Raw genomic sequence first — 21,279 nt, forward strand, 5'->3', positions numbered from 1 at the left:
ACTATGCCCGAGCTATAAGATTGTCTGAAAAAGACGCGACTTCGACTGTCCCAACTGTGCAACTAATGTTATATTCAAGCGGATAAAGCAAGCATTTCAGCTTTATATTGGATAAACAAAACACAATCGAGATACAGATGGACGATCAATCTTTAAAACAGCAGGCTTTGTATTATCACGAATTTCCAACTCCGGGGAAAATCAGCGTTACACCAAGCAAACAATTGGTCAACCAACACGATTTAGCCCTCGCATACTCGCCAGGTGTCGCTGCACCTTGTTTAGAAATTGAACGCGACCCATCTACTGCTGCACTTTACACAGCGCGCGGTAATCTTGTTGCTGTAGTCAGTAACGGTACAGCCGTACTAGGCTTAGGTAACATTGGTCCTTTAGCGTCAAAACCTGTTATGGAAGGTAAAGGCGTTCTATTCAAAAAATTCGCTGGTGTTGATGTTTTTGACATTGAAATTGCTGAAAACGATCCAGACAAAATCGTAGATATCGTTGCAGCATTAGAACCTACTTTCGGTGGTATCAACCTTGAAGACATCAAGGCCCCAGAGTGTTTCTACATCGAGCAAAAACTTCGTGAACGCATGAATATTCCTGTGTTCCATGATGACCAACACGGCACATCAATCATTGTGGGTTCTGCATTACTCAATGCACTTCAACTCAATGGCAAAAAAATTGAAGAAATCAAAATTGTCGCTTCTGGCGCAGGTGCTGCTGCCCTTTCATGTTTGAACTTACTTTGTGCCCTTGGCGCGAAAAAAGAAAACATCGTTGTGGCAGATTCACGCGGTTTATTGACCACTAAACGTGAAGGCTTGGATGAGTCGAAAAAGGCATACGTTCAAGACATCGATGGCTCTCAGCTTGCTGATGTAATGGAAGGTGCGGACATGTTCCTCGGTCTTTCTGCAGCAGGTATTTTGACCAAAGAAATGGTTAAAGTCATGGCGAAAGATCCGATTATCTTTGCCCTTGCTAACCCGGACCCTGAAATTCTTCCTGAACATGCACATGAAGCACGTCCAGACGTGATTATGGCAACAGGTCGTTCAGACTATCCTAACCAAGTGAACAATGCACTTTGCTTCCCTTATATCTTCCGTGGCGCACTAGATGTTGGTGCAACCACAATTAATGAAGAGATGAAGATTGCTTGTGTACATGCGATTGCTCGCATGGCGCATGTTGAAGCAGATGCTGCATCGTATGGTGAAAAATCAGCGTCATTTGGTCGTGATTACCTCATTCCACGTCCACTAGATCAACGTTTGATTCTTGAAATTGCACCTGCAATTGCACAAGCAGCGATGGATTCTGGTGTAGCAACTCGTCCGATTCAAGACTTCTCTGCATATCGTCAACGTTTATCTGAATTCGTCTACAACTCTGCGTTTATGATGAAACCAATTTTTGCGCAAGCGAAAACTGATCCGAAACGCATTGCATATGCTGAAGGTGAAGATTTACGTGTACTTCGCGCGGTGCAAATTGCTGTTGATGAAGGTTTAGCAAAACCAATCCTTGTCGGTCGTCCTGCAGTCATTGAAGCAAACATCAAGAAATTAGGCCTTCGCCTTCAAGACGGCGTGAACATCACTATCGTCGATCAAGAGAAAAACCCTGATTATGATAAGTTTGCAGATGATTACTACAGCATCATGCAGCGTAAAGGCGTAACACCTGAATACGCGCAGCGTGAGGCACGTCGTCGCTCTACCCTAATCGCTGCAATGTTGGTTCGTCATGGTGTGGCTGACGGTATGCTATGTGGTACTTATTCTAGCTATGACATTCACTTAGACTTCGTCAGCAATGTGATTGGGCTAAAAGAAGGCCGCAATAACTTCTTCACGCTGAATGCGTTGATGCTTGAAGATCGCAACTTGTTTATTGCCGATACTTACATTAACCGTAATCCAACAGCTGAACAGCTTGCTGAAATGACTATTTTAGCAGCTGAAGAAGTACGCCGTTTTGGTATTACGCCGCGTGTAGCATTGCTTTCTCACTCAAGTTTCGGTTCTGACCAAAATGATCCTAGCGCACAAAAAATGCGCAAGGTTTATGATATTTTGTCAGAAATTGCACCTGAACTTGAAGTTGAAGGTGAAATGCATGGTGATGCCGCACTGGATGAAAATATTCGTCATTTCGCATACCCGAACTCACGTTTTAAAGGTTCTGCGAACTTGCTGATTATGCCTAATCTGGATGCAGCGAACATTTCGTTCAACTTGTTGAAATCAACTTCAGGTAGTAACGTGACGATTGGCCCAATTCTTTTGGGTGCTGCAAAACCTGTTCATATTTTAACGCCAACAGCGACAACTCGCCGTTTAGTGAATATGACTGCATTAACTGTTGCAGAGATTCAAGAAAACGAAAAATTAGCACTCTAATTTAGTTGACCTGAACACACTTTGTGACTTGAGAAAACCTCTGTTCTGTAGCATGATTGCTCTAAGAATAGAGGTTTTTTCATGCAAGTTTATTTAGTAGGCGGTGCAGTTCGAGATCACTTGCTCGGGCACCCCTATCACGAAAAAGATTATGTCGTTGTCGGTGCAACGCCGGAACAATTACTTGCTCAAGGTTATCAACCTGTGGGTAAAGATTTCCCTGTTTTTCTTCATCCAGAGACCAAAGACGAATATGCCTTAGCCCGTACAGAACGTAAGTCTGGACATGGGTATCATGGCTTTGAATTTTATACCGACGTCAATGTCACACTCGAACAAGATCTCATTCGACGTGACCTCACGATCAATGCGATTGCCATGGATGATGCAGGTCAGATTTATGATCCCTACCATGGTCAACAAGATTTAGAGCGACGCATCCTTCGCCATGTGTCTGATGCCTTCGTCGAAGATCCTTTGCGAGTTCTGCGGATTGCACGTTTTGCAGCACGTTATAAAGCTTTAGGTTTTAAAGTGGCTGAAGAAACACTTGCGCTGATGCAAGAGCTTGCCAAATCTGGCGAGCTTGAAGCCCTCACACCTGAACGCGTATGGAAGGAAACGTCCCGTGCGTTAATGGAAGACCACGCAGATGAATATTTTGAGGTCTTAAGAGCCTGTGGTGCTTTAAAAGTCTTGTTCCCTGAAATTGATGCGTTATACGGTATTCCACAGCGTCCTGAATATCATCCTGAAATAGACTGTGGTATTCATACCATGATGTCGTTGCAGCAAGCCTGTCGTGCCAATTATTCTTTGGATGTTCGTTTTGCTGTACTGGTACACGACTTGGGCAAAGCGCTCACCCCAGTAGATGAGTTACCGCGCCATATCATGCATGAAGAACGTGGTGTAAAACCCGTTACCGAAGTCTGTGATCGCATGCGTGTACCCACCAATACCAAGCAATTGGCCATCTCCGTATGTAAAGAGCATTTAAAATGCCATCAAGCCTTGAGTTTAAAACCAGGTACATTATGGCGTCTGTTACAACGTATGGATGTATTACGCCGTCCTGAACGCGTAGAGGCCTTTGTACAAGCCTGTGAATGTGATTCACGTGGTCGCTTAGGTTTAGAGGATCGTGCCTATCCGCAAGCTCAATACGTTTTAGATGCCATGCAGGTGGTTCGTAATATTAAGGCTTCTGACTTACCTTCAGATGTGAAAGGCCCTGATATTGGTGAAATGTTGATTCAGAAACGAATTGAAGCTATCGGACAATTCAAGCATGAACTCGGCCATAACACGCCTACAGCTTAAAATAAATCCTCTCAGAAATGAGAGGATTGACTTTCATCATTGCTGTTAAGCCTGCCGAAGTATTTTGAAATAAATGAAAAATTGAAATAATCTAGTGTCATCTCTGAAAATTAAATACTGATACTCAACCCAATTTAAGACTGGTAAAAAGAATAAAAATAATGAAGAAACAACTTTCCAATATATTGATTGCTATTGTCTTTTGCGGACTCCTCGTGGGGATGGGCTTTACCCAAAGCCTTTTAAAAAGTTTGCCACAGCTCATCATGATATTTTTTGGAATGTTAGCCCTAGGCTCCTTAATAATTAAGCGTTCATTTATAAGCTCTATTCCTTTTTATATAGTTTTGGGAGTTATGTTTTATATTAATATTTTTCTATTGGCGAGCGCTGCTGTGGATTTTATTCATCCACATCAAGACTGGACTTCACAGAATGACGGGAGTATTGATAGAAGCCCAAATTTAAACTGGCTGTGGGCGATAATTGTCTCCTTTTTTCTTTCCCCACTCAGCATTGTTTTCTATCATAAAAAAATTCAAAGAAATAAAGGTCTTGAAATAGCCTTTATTACTCTTTTTATTATTGTGACATTGATAATTTATATAAAATTTGAGCTACTCTGCTGTAATTAAATTGCATCTTTTATAAATATTTAGACATATTATCGCTAAATCACAATCTATGCGTTGATAGGCTTTTTTAAATTTGAAAGCTATGCTGCTGTCTAAAATATATAAGCATTTATAGACAGCAGCTATTCAGTTCACTTATGACACAGCTGCTGGGAAACTAATGACTTTTTCAAGTTTTAACTGATTCATAGCCACCATTAGCAATCGATCTATACCTAAGGCTATACCTGCACACTCGCTCATATGCGGTAATGCAGCAAGCAAATATTCATCAATCGGCATCACATGTAACCCAAGTTTAGCGCGCTCTGCATTATCTGCCTCAAAACGACTGCGTAAAACATCCGCATCAATCAGTTCATCATAAGCATTCGCTAACTCTAAACCTTCGATATACAGCTCAAATCGTGCTGCAACCAATTCACCATCTTCGTCCACACGGGTTTTCGCCAAAGAAGCCATTTCAGGTGGAAAGTCCGTAAGGAACACTGGGGTATCAAAACCGAGGCTAGGCTCAACATAATGCGAAAACAATAAATCGATATAGCCTAAACGGTCTTCACCCAGATCTAAGCTTAACCCCACACGACGACAGCAATCTTTTAGATCTTGTAATGAAGCTTGTAATGGATTCAAATCCAAACGATCCATAAAAGCATGCTTATAGCTCAAAATAGTCGGACGAACCTCACCAAAACGTTGTTTCAAGGTCTCATTCAATAGGTCCGTCACTTCAAACATCAAGTCTTTTAAGCTAAAACCCGGACGGTACCATTCCAACATGGTGAATTCACTGTTGTGTTTACGTCCATGCTCATCATCACGGAAAACTTTACAGATTTGGTAAATAGGCCCACTGCCACTTGCCAACAGACGCTTCATGGCAAATTCAGGTGAAGTTTGCAAATAATGCGTTTGCTTTTGACCATTCACATGACGCTGAGCTTGTACCGATGCTAAATGCACATCGGTGACACCGGCTTGTGAAAGCACAGGTGTTTCCACTTCAAGTACATCACGTGCGGCAAAAAACTGGCGAATTTGAGCATACATCGTGGCACGTGCATGAAGTGCAGTGAGTTCACAACTCGGTTGAAAGTTCATTTGACTCATGCTGCTGGGCCTCCATGTGCAGCCCATTCACGGCGTAAAGGATAGGTTTTACGTAAATAATCAAAGGCTTTTTGATCCACTTTGCCGTCTTTTAGGCACGCACGTAAGTTGGCATCATCACGAGCGATGTCGTAAATATCTTTTAAGTAACGCTGTAATACCGTCTTAAAGTCAGTACTCGTAAAATACTGTTCACAGACGGGCAACTGATTTTCAAAAGCTTTATTTATAGCTTGATTGAAAGTTTGACAGAATGCTTCATAGATCATCTGTGTGCCACGCGCTTTACCTTCCAAGCTATAGCCTGCAATATGCGGTGTCACCACGTAAATTAAATCTAACAACGCTGCTGAAATCTCTGGCTCATGTTCAAAAACGTCTAAGACCACTTTACGCTGTGTCTGTTGAATATCGGCAATTAAGGCAGATTCTTCGACCACTGGCCCACGCGCGGAATTAATCAAAATCGCTGAAGGCTTCATAGCAGCAAGCACAGTAGCATTGATTAAATGATAGGTTGGATGTTCTCCCTCTTTGGTCAGTGGCACATGGGTACTAATCGCATCTGCATTTTTTAACAGTTCTGCAAATTCAACTTGTTTCACCTGATCAGATTGCACAAATGGATCATAGCCAATGACATTCCAACCGAATAATTCTGCCATGACGGCCAAACGTGAACCGACATTACCTAAACCAACGATACCCAAGGTAAATTGTTCATTTGCATTCAACAATTCAGGTTTAATGTAGAGCAATGCTGTAATCACATATTCGGCAACCGCTTGTGCATTACAACCTGCGGCATTTGACCAAGCAATGCCCTGCTTTTCTAGAGCATTAATATCTAAATGATCTGTTCCAATCGTAGCACTACCGACAAATTTGAGTGCGGTCTGTTGAATTAACTCTGCATTTACTTGAGTCACTGATCGTACCAATAATGCATCGGCTTCTTTGACATCCTCATGGGTCAATGTTCGACCTGCCGCTTGCTTTATTTCACCAAATTCGGCAAAAAAATACTCAGTAAATGCCAGATTTTCATCTGCAACGATTTTCATAGTTCATCTCATAATTCCACTACGAACATGATAACGCGTTGCTTAAGCCATGACTATTCTTCTGCACATAAGGCACAGTGCCTTCAATCTACAATATTGATGATTGAAAATTATATTAGCGACAATAATCTGATTGCTGATCTTCAATTAAAGACAAGGCCGCCTGCCAAGCCGCTTGAATAATGGGCTCGGCCATCGGATTTTCAAACTGCTGCAACGTATGTTCACAAACCTTCGGACTTGGATAATGCAATGTAGCACTCGACAATGCTTTTACTTGAATTTGACAAGCTCGTTCTAAAAAGTAAATTTCATGAAATGCCCGTGCCACACTATCCCCAGTCGCAAGCAAACCGTGATTGCGTAAAATCATGCAGCGATAATGCCCCATATCATGCACCAATCGTTCACGCTCTTCAGTTGAAAAGGCAATGCCTTCATATTCATGATAAGCAATGTTCTGATAGAACTTTAACGCATGTTGTGAAATTGGTAATAATCCTTGTTCCTGTGCAGAAACTGCCACGCCATCAGCAGTATGCGTATGAATCACACAATTAATATTTGCACGTGCATGATGTAAGGCAGAATGAATCACAAAGCCTGCGACATTCACCATCTTCCCTGCATCATAGGCTTCAAAAATTTTACCTTCATGATCAATTTTAACCAAATCAGAAGCCGTCATTTTGTCAAAGGTCACACCATAACGATTAATCAAAAAATGCTCAGGTTCATGACTTAAACGCAGGCTGATATGGGTATCAATTAAGTCGGTCATTTTATAATAAGCCACCAAGCGATACAGTGCCGCCAATTGACAACGCGCTTGCCATTCCAGTTCATGAATAAGCTCTGGTTTTTGCATGGGTGAATTCCTTTTCTCAATCGATTGATCTTGTTTTCTGTTTATTGTGAATAATTAATAGCATGTCATATCCATGCTGTATATCAGCTTCGCCTGTAGAAAAAAACTATTCAAAAAATTTAGGCAATAAAAAACCCCAATGTAAAACATTGGGGTTTTTGAATATGGCGGAAGCGGTGAGATTCGAACTCACGGAGGACTCGCGCCCTCGTCGGTTTTCAAGACCGGTGCATTAAACCGCTCTGCCACGCTTCCATGGCCGCTATCATATAAATAAAAATTCAGATTGGCAAATTATTTTGCCTTATTTTGAACACTTGGCGAATCGTTCATACAAAATTTAGGCGATTGTAAAATTTTGGCTTAGGTCAGAAAAATAGATGCTCAATCAATATGTATTGAATTGAAATCAAGGCAAATTGCATTGCCAAAATTTACGCACATAAAAAAACCCTGATGTTAAAAACATCAGGGTTTTTGAATATGGCGGAAGCGGTGAGATTCGAACTCACGGAGGACTCGCGCCCTCGTCGGTTTTCAAGACCGGTGCATTAAACCGCTCTGCCACGCTTCCATGGCCGCCATCATATAAATAAATTTCAACAATGGCAAATTATTTTGTAAAAAACACGTCCAAATGAACAAAATAAGAGCAGTTTGTTATTTTTCAGTACTTTCGCCCATTTCATAACGAATTGAATTGATATACCAACATTTTTTCCCCAGCGGGGTCAGGACTTCGACCTCATCATCCACTTGCTTTGACAAGAGTGCTCGAGCCATAGGTGAATCAATTGAGATATGCTGCGGATGATGATCATAAATTTCATCTACCCCCACGATCCTTAGCGTTTTTTGTTCGCCTTCATCATTTTCAATATCGACCCACGCCCCAAAATAGACTTTCCCTTTTTGTTCGGGTGAATAATCGATAATACGAAGCTCTTCCAAACGTTTTCCCAAATAGCGAACACGTCGGTCAATTTTGCGTAACAATTGCTTATTGTATTGATAATCTGCGTTTTCCGAACGGTCGCCAAGACTGGCCGCCCAGTTCACTTTTTTGGTAATTTCAGGTCGTTCTTCATGCCATAAATGTTGAAGTTCAACGACCAATAAATCGTGTCCACCACGGGTAATTAAGTTAGATTTCATGATGATTTTTCGGCCTTGAGCAAGCGCTGATTTTTACAAAACATGCCTATTTTATCCTCCATTTCTACACAGGCAAAGTATATAAAATTTATTCGCAAACAAAATCAATTATTTATGTTACATATTTTAATATTTTTTCGTACAAAATTTGACAAGTATTTTTTTGCTCATTATTATGCGCACATCTTTTAGGCTTGTTTAATTTTTATCCAGTGTAAATTTTCTACACATTTCCCGAAAACCCCTAGTCATTTTTGAATGACGTCATGACTGCCCAACCCTTATTGAATTTATCAAACTTGAAAAAGTCTGAGGCGTGTTTGCCTTTGCTTTTTAGGGCATAAATTACTTGTAGCGGAGACAACATGCACAGTAGTTCAACTTCTGGGTCGAGGCTTTGCCTTAACTCTTTTAACTCTCTCCCATTTAAAGCGCTTGCACTCAGTACTGTCTTAATTCCTTTTCACAGTATTAATGCCAGCAAAACAGCTCATCAATATGATGCTGTCGTCAACAGTAATAAACTCACTGTTGTTGCCGTTGCCAATCCTGACATTGTTTTTCAGGATGGTAAACATCGACATGGTTTTGGTTACGACCTTGCACGTAACTATGCAGAAAGTTTAAATGTCCAATTAGATTTTAAAACAGTGAATGACAATGCCACTGCTTTAAAAATGGTTGCCAAAGGTCAAGCCAATTTTGCTATGACCACTGCCGAAATGAGTACCATTGAAGCCAAGCACTTGACTTCATTTTCAGCCAGTTGTGGTGATACCGTTTCTTTGAAAAAAAATGGTTTAAATAGCAACTTAAACTGGGTATTTAAAAATGCAGATGATCCACTCAGCCAAACCGCGAGTGGCTTTATTTGCCGTGCCAAACAAAATGGCGCAATTGGACAGTTGGCTTCGTTCTACAACCGTAATGTGGTCAAACAAGATTCTTGGAATGTGATTCAACGTGATTTAAGTAAACGTATGCCAATCTATAAGGCAAGTTTTAAAAACACGGCCAAGCAATATGATCTTGATTGGCATTTATTGGCAGCGATTGGTTATCAAGAGTCATACCTCAAACCTGACTCGGTATCCCCGACGGGTGTTCGTGGCATTATGATGCTGACCTACAGTACAGCTAAAGCCATGGGTGTCAGCAACCGTACAGATGCGACACAAAGCATTCAGGGTGGTGCTAAGTACTATGACCAAATGCTAAACCGTTATAGCAACATTCCATACCCAGATCGTAATTGGTATGCCTTAGTGGCGTATAACATGGGTCCTGGTGCTGTAAGTCAGATTCAAAAGCGCATCCAAGCTCAGGGTAAAAACCCGAATAAGTGGGTGAACTTATATGCTTATCTCGACCGTAACAAAGCCAGCAATGGTCGTTATCGTCAAGCTGTGCAATATGTCACACGTATTCGTGCTTATTTGGAACATATTAAAACCACACCACAACTGGTGAATATCTAATATGCGTCCATCTAACATTTACATGTGAGTGCACAAAAAAAAGCTTACCTTCGGGTAAGCTTTTTTCATTTTGGACTTAAGCAGTTTGCTCAAGTACTTTTTTGAATAAATCTTTTTGCTCAGTACTTGGTTTTGCAGTTTGCAATGCCATCAATTGTGACATATCACCTTGTACTTTAATTTTTCCAGTCATAAACGCTTGCATCGCTGCAGCCATATCAAACTCAAGGAATACTTTACGTAATGTTTCAGCATCCATGTTCAACGTTGTTTTCGCGTTTGAAGATAAACCTTTTTTAATTGCACCACCGTCTAATGACAATTCAGTATTGCCTGCAGCGTCAGCAACCACAAGGTTAATTGCAAGATTAGCCAATGCAGGTGGTAAGTTTAAATCACCAGCTTGAGCTGTCAGAGTTTCTACAGTTGAAAACCAATCATCAGTTAAAAAAGCAGGCATGATCTTTCCTCAATTTATTTTGTTCGTGTGTGTTGCCGTTCCGGACAACATCAGTGCAAGCATATTTTGCTTGAGGCTTGTTATAGCATGATCATTTGCGAAAAGGCTAAAGTTTTTTGTACGCACCGTTCAATATTTAACTATTTAACAACAAAATGAGAAAAATCATAAGCATAAAAAAGGCATTCCGTAGAATGCCTTTTGCGTGATGAAGTTTTCGGCTTAATCTGCCATAAACCCTAAGTTCACCATGTTAATGCGTTTGCTTTCAGGCTCACCTTCTTCAGTTGAACAACTTTCGCTATTTTTGAAGTCAAATTCGCGTTGTTCATCCAAGGCTTCAAAGTCGAATAACTCACGGTCAGCCAGTTGTGAAGGCGATACATTTTGCAATGCACCAAAAATACTGTGTAAACGTTTTGGAAATTCTTTATCCCAAGTACGCAGCATGTCATTTAACATTGCACGCTGTAAGTTTTCCTGAGAACCACACAAATTACATGGGATAATTGGGAACTTACGCATTTCTGCATATTTGATGATGTCTTTTTCTTCCACATAAGCCAGTGGACGAATCAAAATGTTCTTTTTGTCAGAAGACAATAATTTCGGTGGCATGGCTTTTAAGCTACCGCCATGGAACAAGTTCAAGAAGAACGTCGCCAAAATATCATCACGATGATGACCTAATGCCACTTTCGTCGCCCCAATTTCTTGAGCAAAGCCGTATAACGAACCACGACGTAAACGTGAGCACACTGCACAATACGTTTTACCTTCTGGCGTTAAACGTTTGGTAATGCTGTAGGTATCTTTTTCTAAGATGTAATACGGAATTTTGTTTTCTTCTAAATAACGTGGCAATACGTCTTCAGGGAAACCCGGTTGTTTTTGGTCAAGGTTGACCGCAACCACATCAAAATTAATCGGTGCAATACGCTTAAACTGCAACAAAATGTCGAGCAAGGTATAACTGTCTTTACCGCCTGAAATACAGACCATCACCTTGTCGCCCTCTTCGATCATTTTAAAATCACGAATGGCATGACCGACCTGACGGCGTAGCTTTTTCAATAAACGATAATACGCAGAGCTAGTTGGTAGTTCTGGTTTGAAATTAAATCCTTGTTCGGACTCAACTGGCGAGAACATAGACGAGTTAAACCTAAAAAAAAATACCGCGCAATTTTATCCGATTCGCAGACTTCTCGCATCAAAAGAATGTAATTTCCGAAAAAAGTAAAAATACTGTCATGATCACGTAATCCTCAGCGCATTATTTTATACGGTCGAGTTCATTTTTTAGGCGAAACGCTTATCTTTTGGACTTTTCCACAGTTGTCCACAAAAGCTGTGGATAACTTTGTGGATTTTAAATGACTTGACACGGTGAGCTGCCCTTATTTTAAGGCTTCTATTTAAATTGATCATTTTTTGATCATTTTATTATTACTTATTTATCAATGCTTTAGATGTGTCAAGTTATGCTCATTAAAAAAAAATAAATATTTTTTTTGATTATTGAATCATCAAAATGACTTGATTTTTACAAAGTAAAGAAGAAATCAGCCCTCGAAGCCTTTTCATCTGATTTTTTTTTGATAAACTCTATTTTAACTGTTTGGGGACAGAATTTTTTTCTTCACAATAAAATGAAAAACAATACTTGGACTTTGGGGCTGTTATTAAGTGGAAGTGTGGCTATCAATTTAGCTGCACCGAGCATTTTTGCCGGCCAAACGATCTATCAATTACGTGAAAGTAACGGCACAACGCTACTGACCAATAAACAAGGCCGCTATAGCAATCTGAAAGTCGAGAAAAAAACCTACTATCCGGACAGTAATATCCATAGTTATAGTAACTGGGGCTCAAATGAAGCGTCTGTGTTGCCAAGTTATAGCCGTAATAAAAATGCCTTTGACAATATTATTAAACAAGCCGCGGCCCAACATGGTGTTTCCGAAGGTCTGATCAAAGCGGTGATGCATACCGAATCTGGTTTTAACACCAATGCACGCTCACCCGTCGGTGCGCAAGGTTTAATGCAACTCATGCCTGCTACAGCACGTCGCTTCAATGTATCGAATGCCTACGATCCACATCAGAACATTATGGCTGGTGCGCGCTATTTATCTTGGCTACTGAAACGTTTTAATGGCAACACCTCACTTGCCTTAGCTGGTTATAACGCAGGTGAAGGCAATGTCGCAAAATATGGTGGCATCCCTCCTTTTCGTGAAACACAAGATTATGTCCGCCGTGTCACTAGTCGCTACAGCAACCTATATGCAGGTAGTTTAAGTGTCTCGGGTTCGAGCAATTCAAATAGCACTTCAAATAGTGGTCGGATTATTGCCAGTTCGGACAATTATCAAGCTGCTGCCCCTACTGTAGCCAAGTCTCCAGCACGTCAAATTATTCAAACGGACAATGGTAGTTTTACCGATGCACCTTCAGGTTCATTTGCGACAGCAAATGCGTCTGCCTCAGCGCGCATTTATTTCAATGAATAAAATCACTGATTTTGTAAAATTGCATCTGTTTTACTAATTTTTCCTTGAAATTTTAAGACTTTCACCTCATATTGAGTTTAATGATTTTTATTTGTAAATCAGATCATTTTTCTATAATAAGAGGATTTACCCAATGATGCGGATTGGTTTGTTCTTGCTGACCAACCTCGCGGTACTGGTTGTAGCTGGCATAATCTTGTCACTCTTCGGTGTCGGTAGTTACCACGGTGCAGGCGGCTTAAACTTAGGCAACTTGCTCGTTATCTGTTTTGTTTTCGGTATGGTGGGTTCGATGATCTCACTATTCATGTCAAAATGGATGGCGAAAAAAACCACGGGTACAGAGCTGATTGACCCTAATGCACCACGTAGCCAAGCTGAAGCATGGTTACTCAACGAAGTTGCGCAACTGGCACAACGTTCTGGTATCAAAATGCCAGAAGTGGGTATTTTCCCATCGTACCAGTCAAATGCCTTTGCAACAGGCTGGAACAAAAATGATGCTTTAGTGGCGGTTTCTACCGGTCTACTGGAGCGTATGAACAAAGATGAACTCCGTGCCGTACTCGCTCACGAAATTGGTCACGTAGCCAATGGTGACATGGTGACCCTTGCTTTGGTGCAAGGTGTAGTCAACGCCTTTGTCATGTTCTTTGCACGTGTAGCAGGTGACTTTATCGACCGTAATGTCTTCGGTCGTGAAGATGGTGAAGCACCGGGTATCGCATATTTCGTTATTACGATTGTATTAGATATTGTCTTTGGTATCGCAGCGTCTGCCATTGTGATGTGGTTCTCTCGCTACCGTGAATACCGTGCCGATGAAGCTGGTGCGCGTCTAGCAGGTAAACAAGCGATGATTTCTGCCTTGTTACGTTTACAAGCAGAATCTGAAATGCCAGATCAAATGCCAAAAGAAATGAAAGCCTTTGCTATTTCTGCGGGTCAAGAACAAGGTTTCAGCTTAGCTGCATTGTTCCAAACACACCCAACGATTGAACAACGTGTTGCGGCTTTACAACAATTAGATTGCCCATAATCGAGCATCTGATGTAAGTCATGAAAAAGCCTCCCTATGGAGGCTTTTTTTGAGTCTAATTTTTTCTCACAACGTTTACCGTTTTATCAATCATCTTTCAGTTGAATAGCCTTTCATTGATCGCGCTCAAGCAACAGTGCATTTCTCTCTACAATACCCCATTGGCCTTTAACCATTGCCAAAGCAATGAACCGCCCATATAAATTGCAAAGATAAACACCAATAAGAAAATCATCCCGAGTATGTCTGGAATATGGATCCATAACCATGCAACCACAGGGTTACGCCAAAAAGCCGATTGCTGTTGTTTCTCTTCTAATTTTTCATGTAAAAACGGATGTACCACATGTTGATCTGTACTGATTTGATATTCTTCACGAATATGTGTATGTACGACATCTAAAGCTTTACGGCTCGGTCGAATAAACACATCGAAGATCGTCCCTGCAACAGGAATAAACCCCACAACAGCATCCATAACCGCGAGTTTCATCACACCATTTAATTTGGCTTGTGGTACGCCAATCTGTTTCGCTTTATAGACGGCATAGCAGGTCAAGACGAATCCTGCGATATCACCAGCGACCGGAATGGTACTCAACGCTGCATCTGCACCTACCCCTTGTCGGGTAAATGGAATTCGAACCACCGAGTCCATCATATTGGCAAACTTTGCGAGATCACGTTCAAGACGAATGACTTCTTGCTTTGACATTTTTTGTTTTAATGGTTCAGTCATGTTTTATCCAATAAAAACCGTGTAAATCACTGAGATTAAAACATATTAGAAGTCTTCAATCTGTAGCAAAATGCTAATCTTTATAAATTGAGCAATTGCGATGCAATCATCAAATACACCACCACGCCAGTCGCATCACAAATCGAGGTCACCAAAGGTGCAGAAGCACTTGCAGGATCGAGCTTCAACTTGTTGAGTACAAAGGGCAAACTCATGCCAATTAAACAACCGAGCAATACGATGCCCATCATACTTAAAGCCAAGACCAAAGCGACGATTGCATCACCACGGTAGTAGCCTAGAATCGATACAGCAATGGCCATGGTTCCACCGAGGCAAAGCGCGACGAGCGTCTCCCGTCCCAACAAATAAAACCAATCTCGAATGTTTACATCCCCAGTGGCAAGCGCTCGCACCATTAAGGTCGCAGACTGAGAACCCGCATTGCCTCCACTTCCGACCAGTAAGGGTAAGAAAAAAACCAAGACGATATGTGCTGCAATGATGTCTTCATAATAGGAAATACCTAAACCGGACAATAAACTGCCAAAGACCAATATCACCAACCAGAACACCCGCTTTTGGTACAACTTTAAAATCGGTGCTTTCTTTATGCTCATACCCGGTTCGGTACTCACCGCACTGGCTTTTAAAAAGTCTTCAGTGGTTTCAGCTTGTACTACATCCATCGCATCATCATAGGTGACAATCCCCATCAAACGCAGGGCATGATCCACAATCGGCAAGGCCATAAAATCATATTCAGCCAGTTTTCGCGCAATACTCTCTTGGTCTTCATCTATCCAGCCGGTCACCACATCTTTGGTCATCACCTGTTGAATCCGTGCATCACGATCGGCCTGCAAAATTTGCCGCAGTGAAATCACCCCTTCTAATTGAGACTGATCATTGGTGACATAAATTAAATACAGGGTTTCTCGGTCATGCGCTTCATGGCGCAAGGCCTCTATGGCTTGTTGCATGGTAAAGTCAGCAGGCATACTGACATAGTCTGAACTCATGATTGCACCTGCAGACTCTTCTGCATATGCAGATAACGCCTTTAGATGCTCTTGGGTATCTTGATCAAGTTGTTGGTAAATCCGATCTTGTTCTGCATCAGTTAAACTTTTATATAGATCCGTTGCATCATCAGAATGCATGTCATCAAATAATTCAATTTGTAGACGCAGTGGATAACGCGAAATCAACTGTCTCTGTAACTCAAACGGAAAAAACTCAAAAACCAAGCCTTGATGCGCTAAACCTGAAAGTAACTCGATTTGATCTTCAATTGGAAATTGCTGAATTAAGCGTGCCTGATCAGCGTAGTTCAGGGGCTGTAAAGCTTGTACTGCCGCTTCATAATTTTGTTGTTGCAGCAAAGCGGAAATTTCACGCTGTCTTTGTATTAAATCCGCCATTCAATTCACTCTTATTTTAATCTTTCTATGTAGAGCACATATTGAAGGATAAACTGAAGAGTTTCAAATCTCTTCAATATGTTCTATATGAACGTTGTTTGCGAAAATTCTCCGTGAACATTCCCTGTCGAAAGTTTGGTGACATAAATTTGGCGACATAAAAAAGCCACCGCGATGTACTCAAGCTTTAACGGTGGCTTTTACTAGAGCGATACGCTGTGCGTGAATTATTTCTAGGTTTCAGACACTGGCTTGATTTTAAAAATAGATCGGACCATCACATACATAAACGGAATAAAGATCAGCACCAAGACCGTACCGAATATTACCCCACCGAGTACGCTTACCCCAATCTCTTGACGACTGGCTGCACCTGCACCAAAAGCAAGAGCTAAAGGAACAACCCCTGCACCAAATGCTAAAGAGGTCATTAAAATAGGACGTAAACGAAGTGCTGCGCCTTCCATTGCAGCATCGATCACATGTTTGCCTTTTTCTTGTGCCATCGCTGCAAACTCTACAATCAAGATCGCATTTTTACACGATAGACCAATGGTCGTTAGCAGAGCAATTTGAAAGTAGATGTCATTTGGAAAACCAGTCATGTAGCTAAACAGGATATTACCGCCAATCCCGAGTGGAATCGCACTCATGACAGCAGTTGGAATACTCCAACTTTCATATAGAGCGGCAAGACAGAGGAAAATAAATCCAATTGAGACCAAATATAGCCAAATCGCTTGATGACTTGATTTTTGCTCTTCAAAAGATAATCCACTCCATGCTACATCCACACCAGGCACCTGATCAACTAAGGCTTTAACATCCTGCATGGCTTGTCCACTTGAGACATTTTTGGCTGTATCCGCTTCCATTTGCAAAGCGGTGTATCCCATAAAGCGATTGACGACTTCTGGGCCGCCACTCCAACCAATGGTTGAAAAATTACTAAATGGAATCATTTCATTTTGGTCATTACGTACATGCCAATAAGCCAAATCTTCTGGTTTAGAACGGAATTCTGCATCTGCCTGCATCATGACGCGTTTAATACGTCCACGGTCGACGAAATCGTTGATATAACTCCCACCCCATGCACTACTTATGGTGCTATTAATCGCATTTTGAGTTAAACCCATCGCCATCGCTTGTTTTTGATCAATATCAACTTTCAGTTCAGCTTTGTCTGGGTTAGAGCGTTTGTCTAAATTTTCGAAACTACTATATTGTGCAGATTTCTCTTGCAAGCTTTTAAATTGCGCATCGAGATAAGCACGACCTTCGCCATTCATATCTCGCAGCCAAAACTCCAGACCATCGGTTTGCCCAAGACCACTGACTGAAGACGGCATGCTGACATTGATTTGTGCATTGTTGAACTTTTTAAAATGTTTCATAGCACGTTCACGAATCGCTTGCGCTGAATTGTGTTGTCCTGAGCGTTCATCCCAATGCTTCAGTGCAATAAAGCCTTGCCCTAAGTTTTGACCCGTACCAGAAAAATTTCGTCCATAACGAATCATCACCAAATCGACATTTTGCTTTTCTTCACTCAAAAAGTACTGTCGAATTTGTTCACCAACCTCCCGACTTTTAGACATCGGTGCGCCTTCTTGTAATTTAAGTTGCACACTCAAAATACCTTGGTCTTCACTAGGAATAAAACTGGTCGGCAACGCACGATAAAACAAAGCAAATACCGTAATGAGCCCCGCAAACAACACCACCGTCCAAAAGCGATAACGAACCGTGGCTTGTGCAAGTGTCAAATATTTTGTTTTTAAAATCTCTAATTTGGCGTTAAACCAAATCGCCCAGCGCTGTGGTTTCGGATTGGGTTTTAAAATTAAGGCACATAATGCAGGGGTTAAAATCAGCGCAACCATCAATGACAAGCCCATTGCAGCCACAAGTGTGATGGAAAATTGTCTATAGATCACGCCCGTTGAACCACCAAAGAACGCCATAGGAATGAATACAGCGGTTAATACCAAAGTAATCCCGATTAATGCCCCGCTAATTTCATGCATCGACTCGATGGCCGCTTGTTTTGCTGTTAACTGTTGTTCATGCATTAAACGTTCGACGTTTTCCACCACAACAATCGCATCATCGACCAACAGACCGATAGCCAGTACCAATGCAAACAACGTGAGCGTGTTAATGGTCATGCCCAAAGCATATAAAATCGCTAAAGTCCCAAGAATCACCACAGGCACGGTAATCGCAGGAATCAGCGTTGCTCGCCAATTTTGTAAGAAGATAAACATCACCAAAACCACCAGTAAAACGGCTTCAAATAATGTTTTCACCACTTCTTTAATGGATTCTTGTACAAATGGCGTGTTATCCCGTGGATAAACAATTTTATAACCGGCAGGTAATTGCTTCGCTAACTGTTCAATTTCTTGCTTAATTAAGGCTGAGGTTTCAAGTGCGTTTGCCCCAGAAGCCAATGAGATCCCCATCCCTGAAGATGGATAACCGTTAATGGTATTGACCCCTGAATAATTTTCCGCACCCAATTCAACGCGTGCAACGTCTTTTAAATAGACAAAACTGCCGTCTCGTGCAGATTTGACAATAATATTTTCAAATTCTTCAACTGACTTTAAACGTGAACCTGAAGTGACTTTAGCATTGAGATATTGATCCGAAACACTCGGCAATTCACCTACAGCGCCGGCGGCCACCTGCGTATTTTGTGATTCAACAGCCGCACGGATATCACTGGGCATGAGGCTATATTGCTTCAGCTTCAGTGGATTGAGCCAAATGCGCATGGCAAATTGTGAACCAAAAACATCAACTTCACCGATCCCCTCAATTCGAGCAATATCCTGTTCTAGATGCGTCATCATATAGTCGCCAAGTTCGATATTCGAACTCTTGCCGGTCTCATCATAGAGGCCGATAACCATATGGGTATCACCTAGGGATTTATAGACATTTACCCCTTGGCGCTGCACATCTTCAGGCAGCCGATTGATTACCCCATTTATGGCATTTTGTACTTGTACTTGAGCGGTATCTGGGTCAGTACCATTTTCAAAACTGATACTGATCCGGCTTCGACCTGAAGAGTCGCTGCTTGAACTAAAATATAAAAGGTGATCAATTCCTTTAATTTGTTGTTCAAGCACTTGTGTGACACTTTCCTCAACTGTTTCTGCAGACGCACCGCTATAACTTGCGCTGACCGTAATTCGTGGTGGCGCAATATCTGGATAGCGCTCTACCGGTAAATTGAGGACAGCAAATAGCCCGAGCGCCATGACGATGATCGCCAAGACACCTGCAAAAATCGGTCGATAAATAAAAAACTTAGACAGCATCAGTCCATGTCACTTTTCAATTAATGAAATAAAAAATGTAGATTGAATTTTTTCAAAAAATCTTATTGATAATCAATCACAATGAGCTTGATTACAAGCATAGACTACATAAAAACCTTGCTTCGAGTTAAATATGTAGAAAATATGGAGAGCTTCCACTTCAGCTATTTTAGTAAATTTATGTGACAAAACTGCCTCTGTCATGAAGCCTTAGCCACTGCCCTGCAATGTATGCCTGCAACATCATTCATTTCAATAAAAAGATGCCGAGGCAGCCATGCAAAAACAATTAACAAAGCAGTTGAATATAGCGATAACAAGCAAAGTGAATTCCTCATGGGGCGTGTCTTCACTGCTCCTTTTTAGCGTTTTCGGTTTATCTGCATGTAATTCGGATGACGATAAAACCCATGTCACCAAGCCCCCTATTTTGCCTGATACAGGTTTTGTCATTGTTGGGCATCGCGGTGCCAGTGCTTTGCGACCTGAGCATACCCTTGCCGCATATCAAAAAGCGATTGATGATGGTGCGGATTTTATCGAACCCGATTTAGTACCAACCAAGGATGGCTATCTGATTGCGCGCCATGAAAGTGAAATTTCAGGGACAACCAATATTAGTACGCTGTCACAATTTTCGGATCGAAAAACCACCAAAAGAATCGATGGCATCGACTATACAGGATGGTTTACAGAAGACTTTAATTTGAATGAACTGACTCAAAATGTAAAAGCACGTGAGCGTATTGCTCAATATCGCCCTAATAACACTCAATATAATGATCAATACAGCATCCCAACGCTCGAACAAATCATTGAACTTGCCGACGCTCACTATAAAAAAACTGGGAAAATTGTTGGTTTATATATTGAAACCAAGCATCCAACATTTTTCCAACAGCAAAATCTAGCCATGGAAGATCATTTACTCTCCACGCTTGCCAAATACAGTTATACACGTGAAATCGCGCCTGTATATTTACAGTCCTTTGAAACCACCAATCTTAAATACTTACGTGATCAACTCACGCAAAAGAAAACCCTCAAACATGGCAAAATTATTCAATTATTAGATAGCCCAACTGCAATACCGGGTGACTTACAGCAACAAAGCTCACCTCAAAATTATGCAAGCTTAGCAACAGCAGAAGGCCTAAAATCAGTTGCAAAATATGCAGATGGTGTAGGCCCAAGTAAAACGTATATCTTTTCAAACACTGAATTTAAACAAACCAGTTTTGTCAAAGATGCCCATGCTGCTGGTTTGAAAGTCCATCCTTATACGCTCAGACCTGAAAATGGTTTTTTACCTGACTATTTAAAATGTAACTCAGTGGCGACCGAACGTTGTGATACGGGTGCAGCTAAAGAATTTGAAAACTTCTATAAAGCTGGTGTAGATGGTGTATTTGCCGATGATCCAGGACTGGCACGTAAAACCTTAACGCAACTGCAAAAGCCCTAATTTTCCTAAAATGAAAAAAGACGCCGAGGCGTCTTTTTTATTGTTCAACGGAAATCTTAAAGCGGGTTTGCCAAATATTCTGCGGCTGACTGCGTTGCCACTGGCTGAGGTGCTGGAGCTGTCGGAGCTGTCGGAGCTGTCGGAGCTGTCGGAGCTGTCGGAGCTGTCGGAGCTGTCGGAGCTGTCGGAGCTGTCGGAGCTGTCGGAGCTGTCGGAGCTGTCGGAGCTGTCGGAGCTGTCGGAGCTGT

General features: G+C 41.5%; 17 protein-coding genes and 2 tRNA genes. 7 read left to right on the forward strand and 12 right to left on the reverse strand.

What is annotated here, in order from left to right; translation table 11 throughout:
* Positions 1–137: 137 nt before the first annotated feature.
* The 3 genes from B1202_RS09870 (at position 138) to B1202_RS09880 (ending at position 4,375) form a co-directional block, all read left to right on the forward strand.
* The gene (locus B1202_RS09870; protein ID WP_078190425.1) at positions 138–2,417 is read left to right on the forward strand and encodes an NADP-dependent malic enzyme; all 2,280 of its coding nucleotides are present in this window, start codon (positions 138–140) and stop codon (positions 2,415–2,417) included.
* An 81-nt stretch (positions 2,418–2,498) separates the two neighbouring features.
* The gene (locus tag B1202_RS09875; protein ID WP_078190426.1) at positions 2,499–3,740 is read left to right on the forward strand and encodes a multifunctional CCA addition/repair protein; all 1,242 of its coding nucleotides are present in this window, start codon (positions 2,499–2,501) and stop codon (positions 3,738–3,740) included.
* A gap of 161 nt (positions 3,741–3,901) precedes the next feature.
* Positions 3,902–4,375 (forward strand): hypothetical protein, encoded by a 474-nt coding sequence (locus B1202_RS09880; RefSeq protein ID WP_078190427.1) that lies wholly within the window; start codon positions 3,902–3,904, stop codon positions 4,373–4,375.
* Positions 4,376–4,510: 135 nt separating this feature from the next.
* Here the strand turns inward: B1202_RS09880 and epmA are convergent, their stop codons facing one another.
* The 6 genes from epmA to greB all read right to left on the reverse strand — a co-directional run bounded on the left by epmA (position 4,511) and on the right by greB (position 8,575).
* The gene (gene epmA, locus B1202_RS09885) at positions 4,511–5,479 is read right to left on the reverse strand and encodes an EF-P lysine aminoacylase EpmA (protein ID WP_416202525.1); all 969 of its coding nucleotides are present in this window, start codon (positions 5,477–5,479) and stop codon (positions 4,511–4,513) included.
* A 5-nt stretch (positions 5,480–5,484) separates the two neighbouring features.
* On the reverse strand, positions 5,485–6,552 hold the full coding sequence (locus B1202_RS09890) for a 4-phosphoerythronate dehydrogenase (protein WP_078190429.1): 1,068 nt from the start codon (positions 6,550–6,552) through the stop codon (positions 5,485–5,487).
* A gap of 115 nt (positions 6,553–6,667) precedes the next feature.
* Positions 6,668–7,420, reverse strand: a complete 753-nt coding sequence (locus B1202_RS09895; protein WP_078190430.1) for a class II aldolase/adducin family protein — start codon at positions 7,418–7,420, stop codon at positions 6,668–6,670.
* 165 nt (positions 7,421–7,585) lie between these two features.
* A tRNA-Ser gene (locus B1202_RS09900) sits at positions 7,586–7,675 on the reverse strand.
* Between the two features lie 229 nt (positions 7,676–7,904).
* Positions 7,905–7,994 (reverse strand) — tRNA-Ser (locus B1202_RS09905).
* Positions 7,995–8,080: 86 nt separating this feature from the next.
* Positions 8,081–8,575: a transcription elongation factor GreB gene (gene greB / locus B1202_RS09910; RefSeq protein WP_078190431.1), complete on the reverse strand. Its 495-nt coding sequence runs from the start codon at positions 8,573–8,575 to the stop codon at positions 8,081–8,083.
* Between the two features lie 365 nt (positions 8,576–8,940).
* Here greB and B1202_RS09920 point away from each other — a divergent pair, with 365 nt between their 5' ends.
* Complete coding sequence (locus tag B1202_RS09920; RefSeq protein ID WP_078190433.1) at positions 8,941–10,053, forward strand: transglycosylase SLT domain-containing protein; 1,113 nt, start codon at positions 8,941–8,943, stop codon at positions 10,051–10,053.
* 76 nt (positions 10,054–10,129) lie between these two features.
* Here B1202_RS09920 and B1202_RS09925 read toward each other — a convergent pair whose 3' ends face one another.
* Complete coding sequence (locus B1202_RS09925; RefSeq protein ID WP_078190434.1) at positions 10,130–10,513, reverse strand: SCP2 sterol-binding domain-containing protein; 384 nt, start codon at positions 10,511–10,513, stop codon at positions 10,130–10,132.
* Between the two features lie 222 nt (positions 10,514–10,735).
* Positions 10,736–11,665, reverse strand: coding sequence for a tRNA 2-thiocytidine(32) synthetase TtcA (ttcA, locus tag B1202_RS09930; protein ID WP_078190435.1), 930 nt, complete (start codon positions 11,663–11,665; stop codon positions 10,736–10,738).
* A 500-nt stretch (positions 11,666–12,165) separates the two neighbouring features.
* Here ttcA and B1202_RS09935 point away from each other — a divergent pair, with 500 nt between their 5' ends.
* Both B1202_RS09935 and htpX read left to right on the forward strand, forming a co-directional pair.
* Positions 12,166–13,029, forward strand: a complete 864-nt coding sequence (locus B1202_RS09935) for a lytic transglycosylase domain-containing protein (protein ID WP_078190436.1) — start codon at positions 12,166–12,168, stop codon at positions 13,027–13,029.
* Between the two features lie 133 nt (positions 13,030–13,162).
* Positions 13,163–14,068, forward strand: coding sequence for a protease HtpX (htpX, locus tag B1202_RS09940; RefSeq protein WP_078190437.1), 906 nt, complete (start codon positions 13,163–13,165; stop codon positions 14,066–14,068).
* A gap of 148 nt (positions 14,069–14,216) precedes the next feature.
* On the opposite strand, the gene B1202_RS09945 is transcribed toward htpX, so the two are convergent.
* From B1202_RS09945 to B1202_RS09955, 3 genes are all read right to left on the reverse strand, one after another.
* Complete coding sequence (locus B1202_RS09945) at positions 14,217–14,807, reverse strand: DUF4112 domain-containing protein (protein ID WP_078190438.1); 591 nt, start codon at positions 14,805–14,807, stop codon at positions 14,217–14,219.
* An 80-nt stretch (positions 14,808–14,887) separates the two neighbouring features.
* Positions 14,888–16,231: a magnesium transporter gene (gene mgtE / locus B1202_RS09950; RefSeq protein ID WP_078190439.1), complete on the reverse strand. Its 1,344-nt coding sequence runs from the start codon at positions 16,229–16,231 to the stop codon at positions 14,888–14,890.
* Positions 16,232–16,464: 233 nt separating this feature from the next.
* Entirely contained in the window at positions 16,465–19,566 is a 3,102-nt protein-coding gene (locus tag B1202_RS09955) for a multidrug efflux RND transporter permease subunit (RefSeq protein WP_078190440.1), read from the reverse strand.
* A gap of 277 nt (positions 19,567–19,843) precedes the next feature.
* Between B1202_RS09955 and B1202_RS09960 the strand changes: the two genes are divergently transcribed.
* Positions 19,844–21,031, forward strand: a complete 1,188-nt coding sequence (locus tag B1202_RS09960) for a glycerophosphodiester phosphodiesterase (protein ID WP_078190441.1) — start codon at positions 19,844–19,846, stop codon at positions 21,029–21,031.
* A 56-nt stretch (positions 21,032–21,087) separates the two neighbouring features.
* On the opposite strand, the gene B1202_RS16605 is transcribed toward B1202_RS09960, so the two are convergent.
* The coding region (locus B1202_RS16605) for a hypothetical protein (RefSeq protein WP_228145155.1) at positions 21,088–21,279 on the reverse strand (192 nt) is incomplete at its 5' end.

Source organism: Acinetobacter amyesii (genome assembly GCF_002018365.1).
Lineage (GTDB): Bacteria > Pseudomonadota > Gammaproteobacteria > Pseudomonadales > Moraxellaceae > Acinetobacter > Acinetobacter amyesii.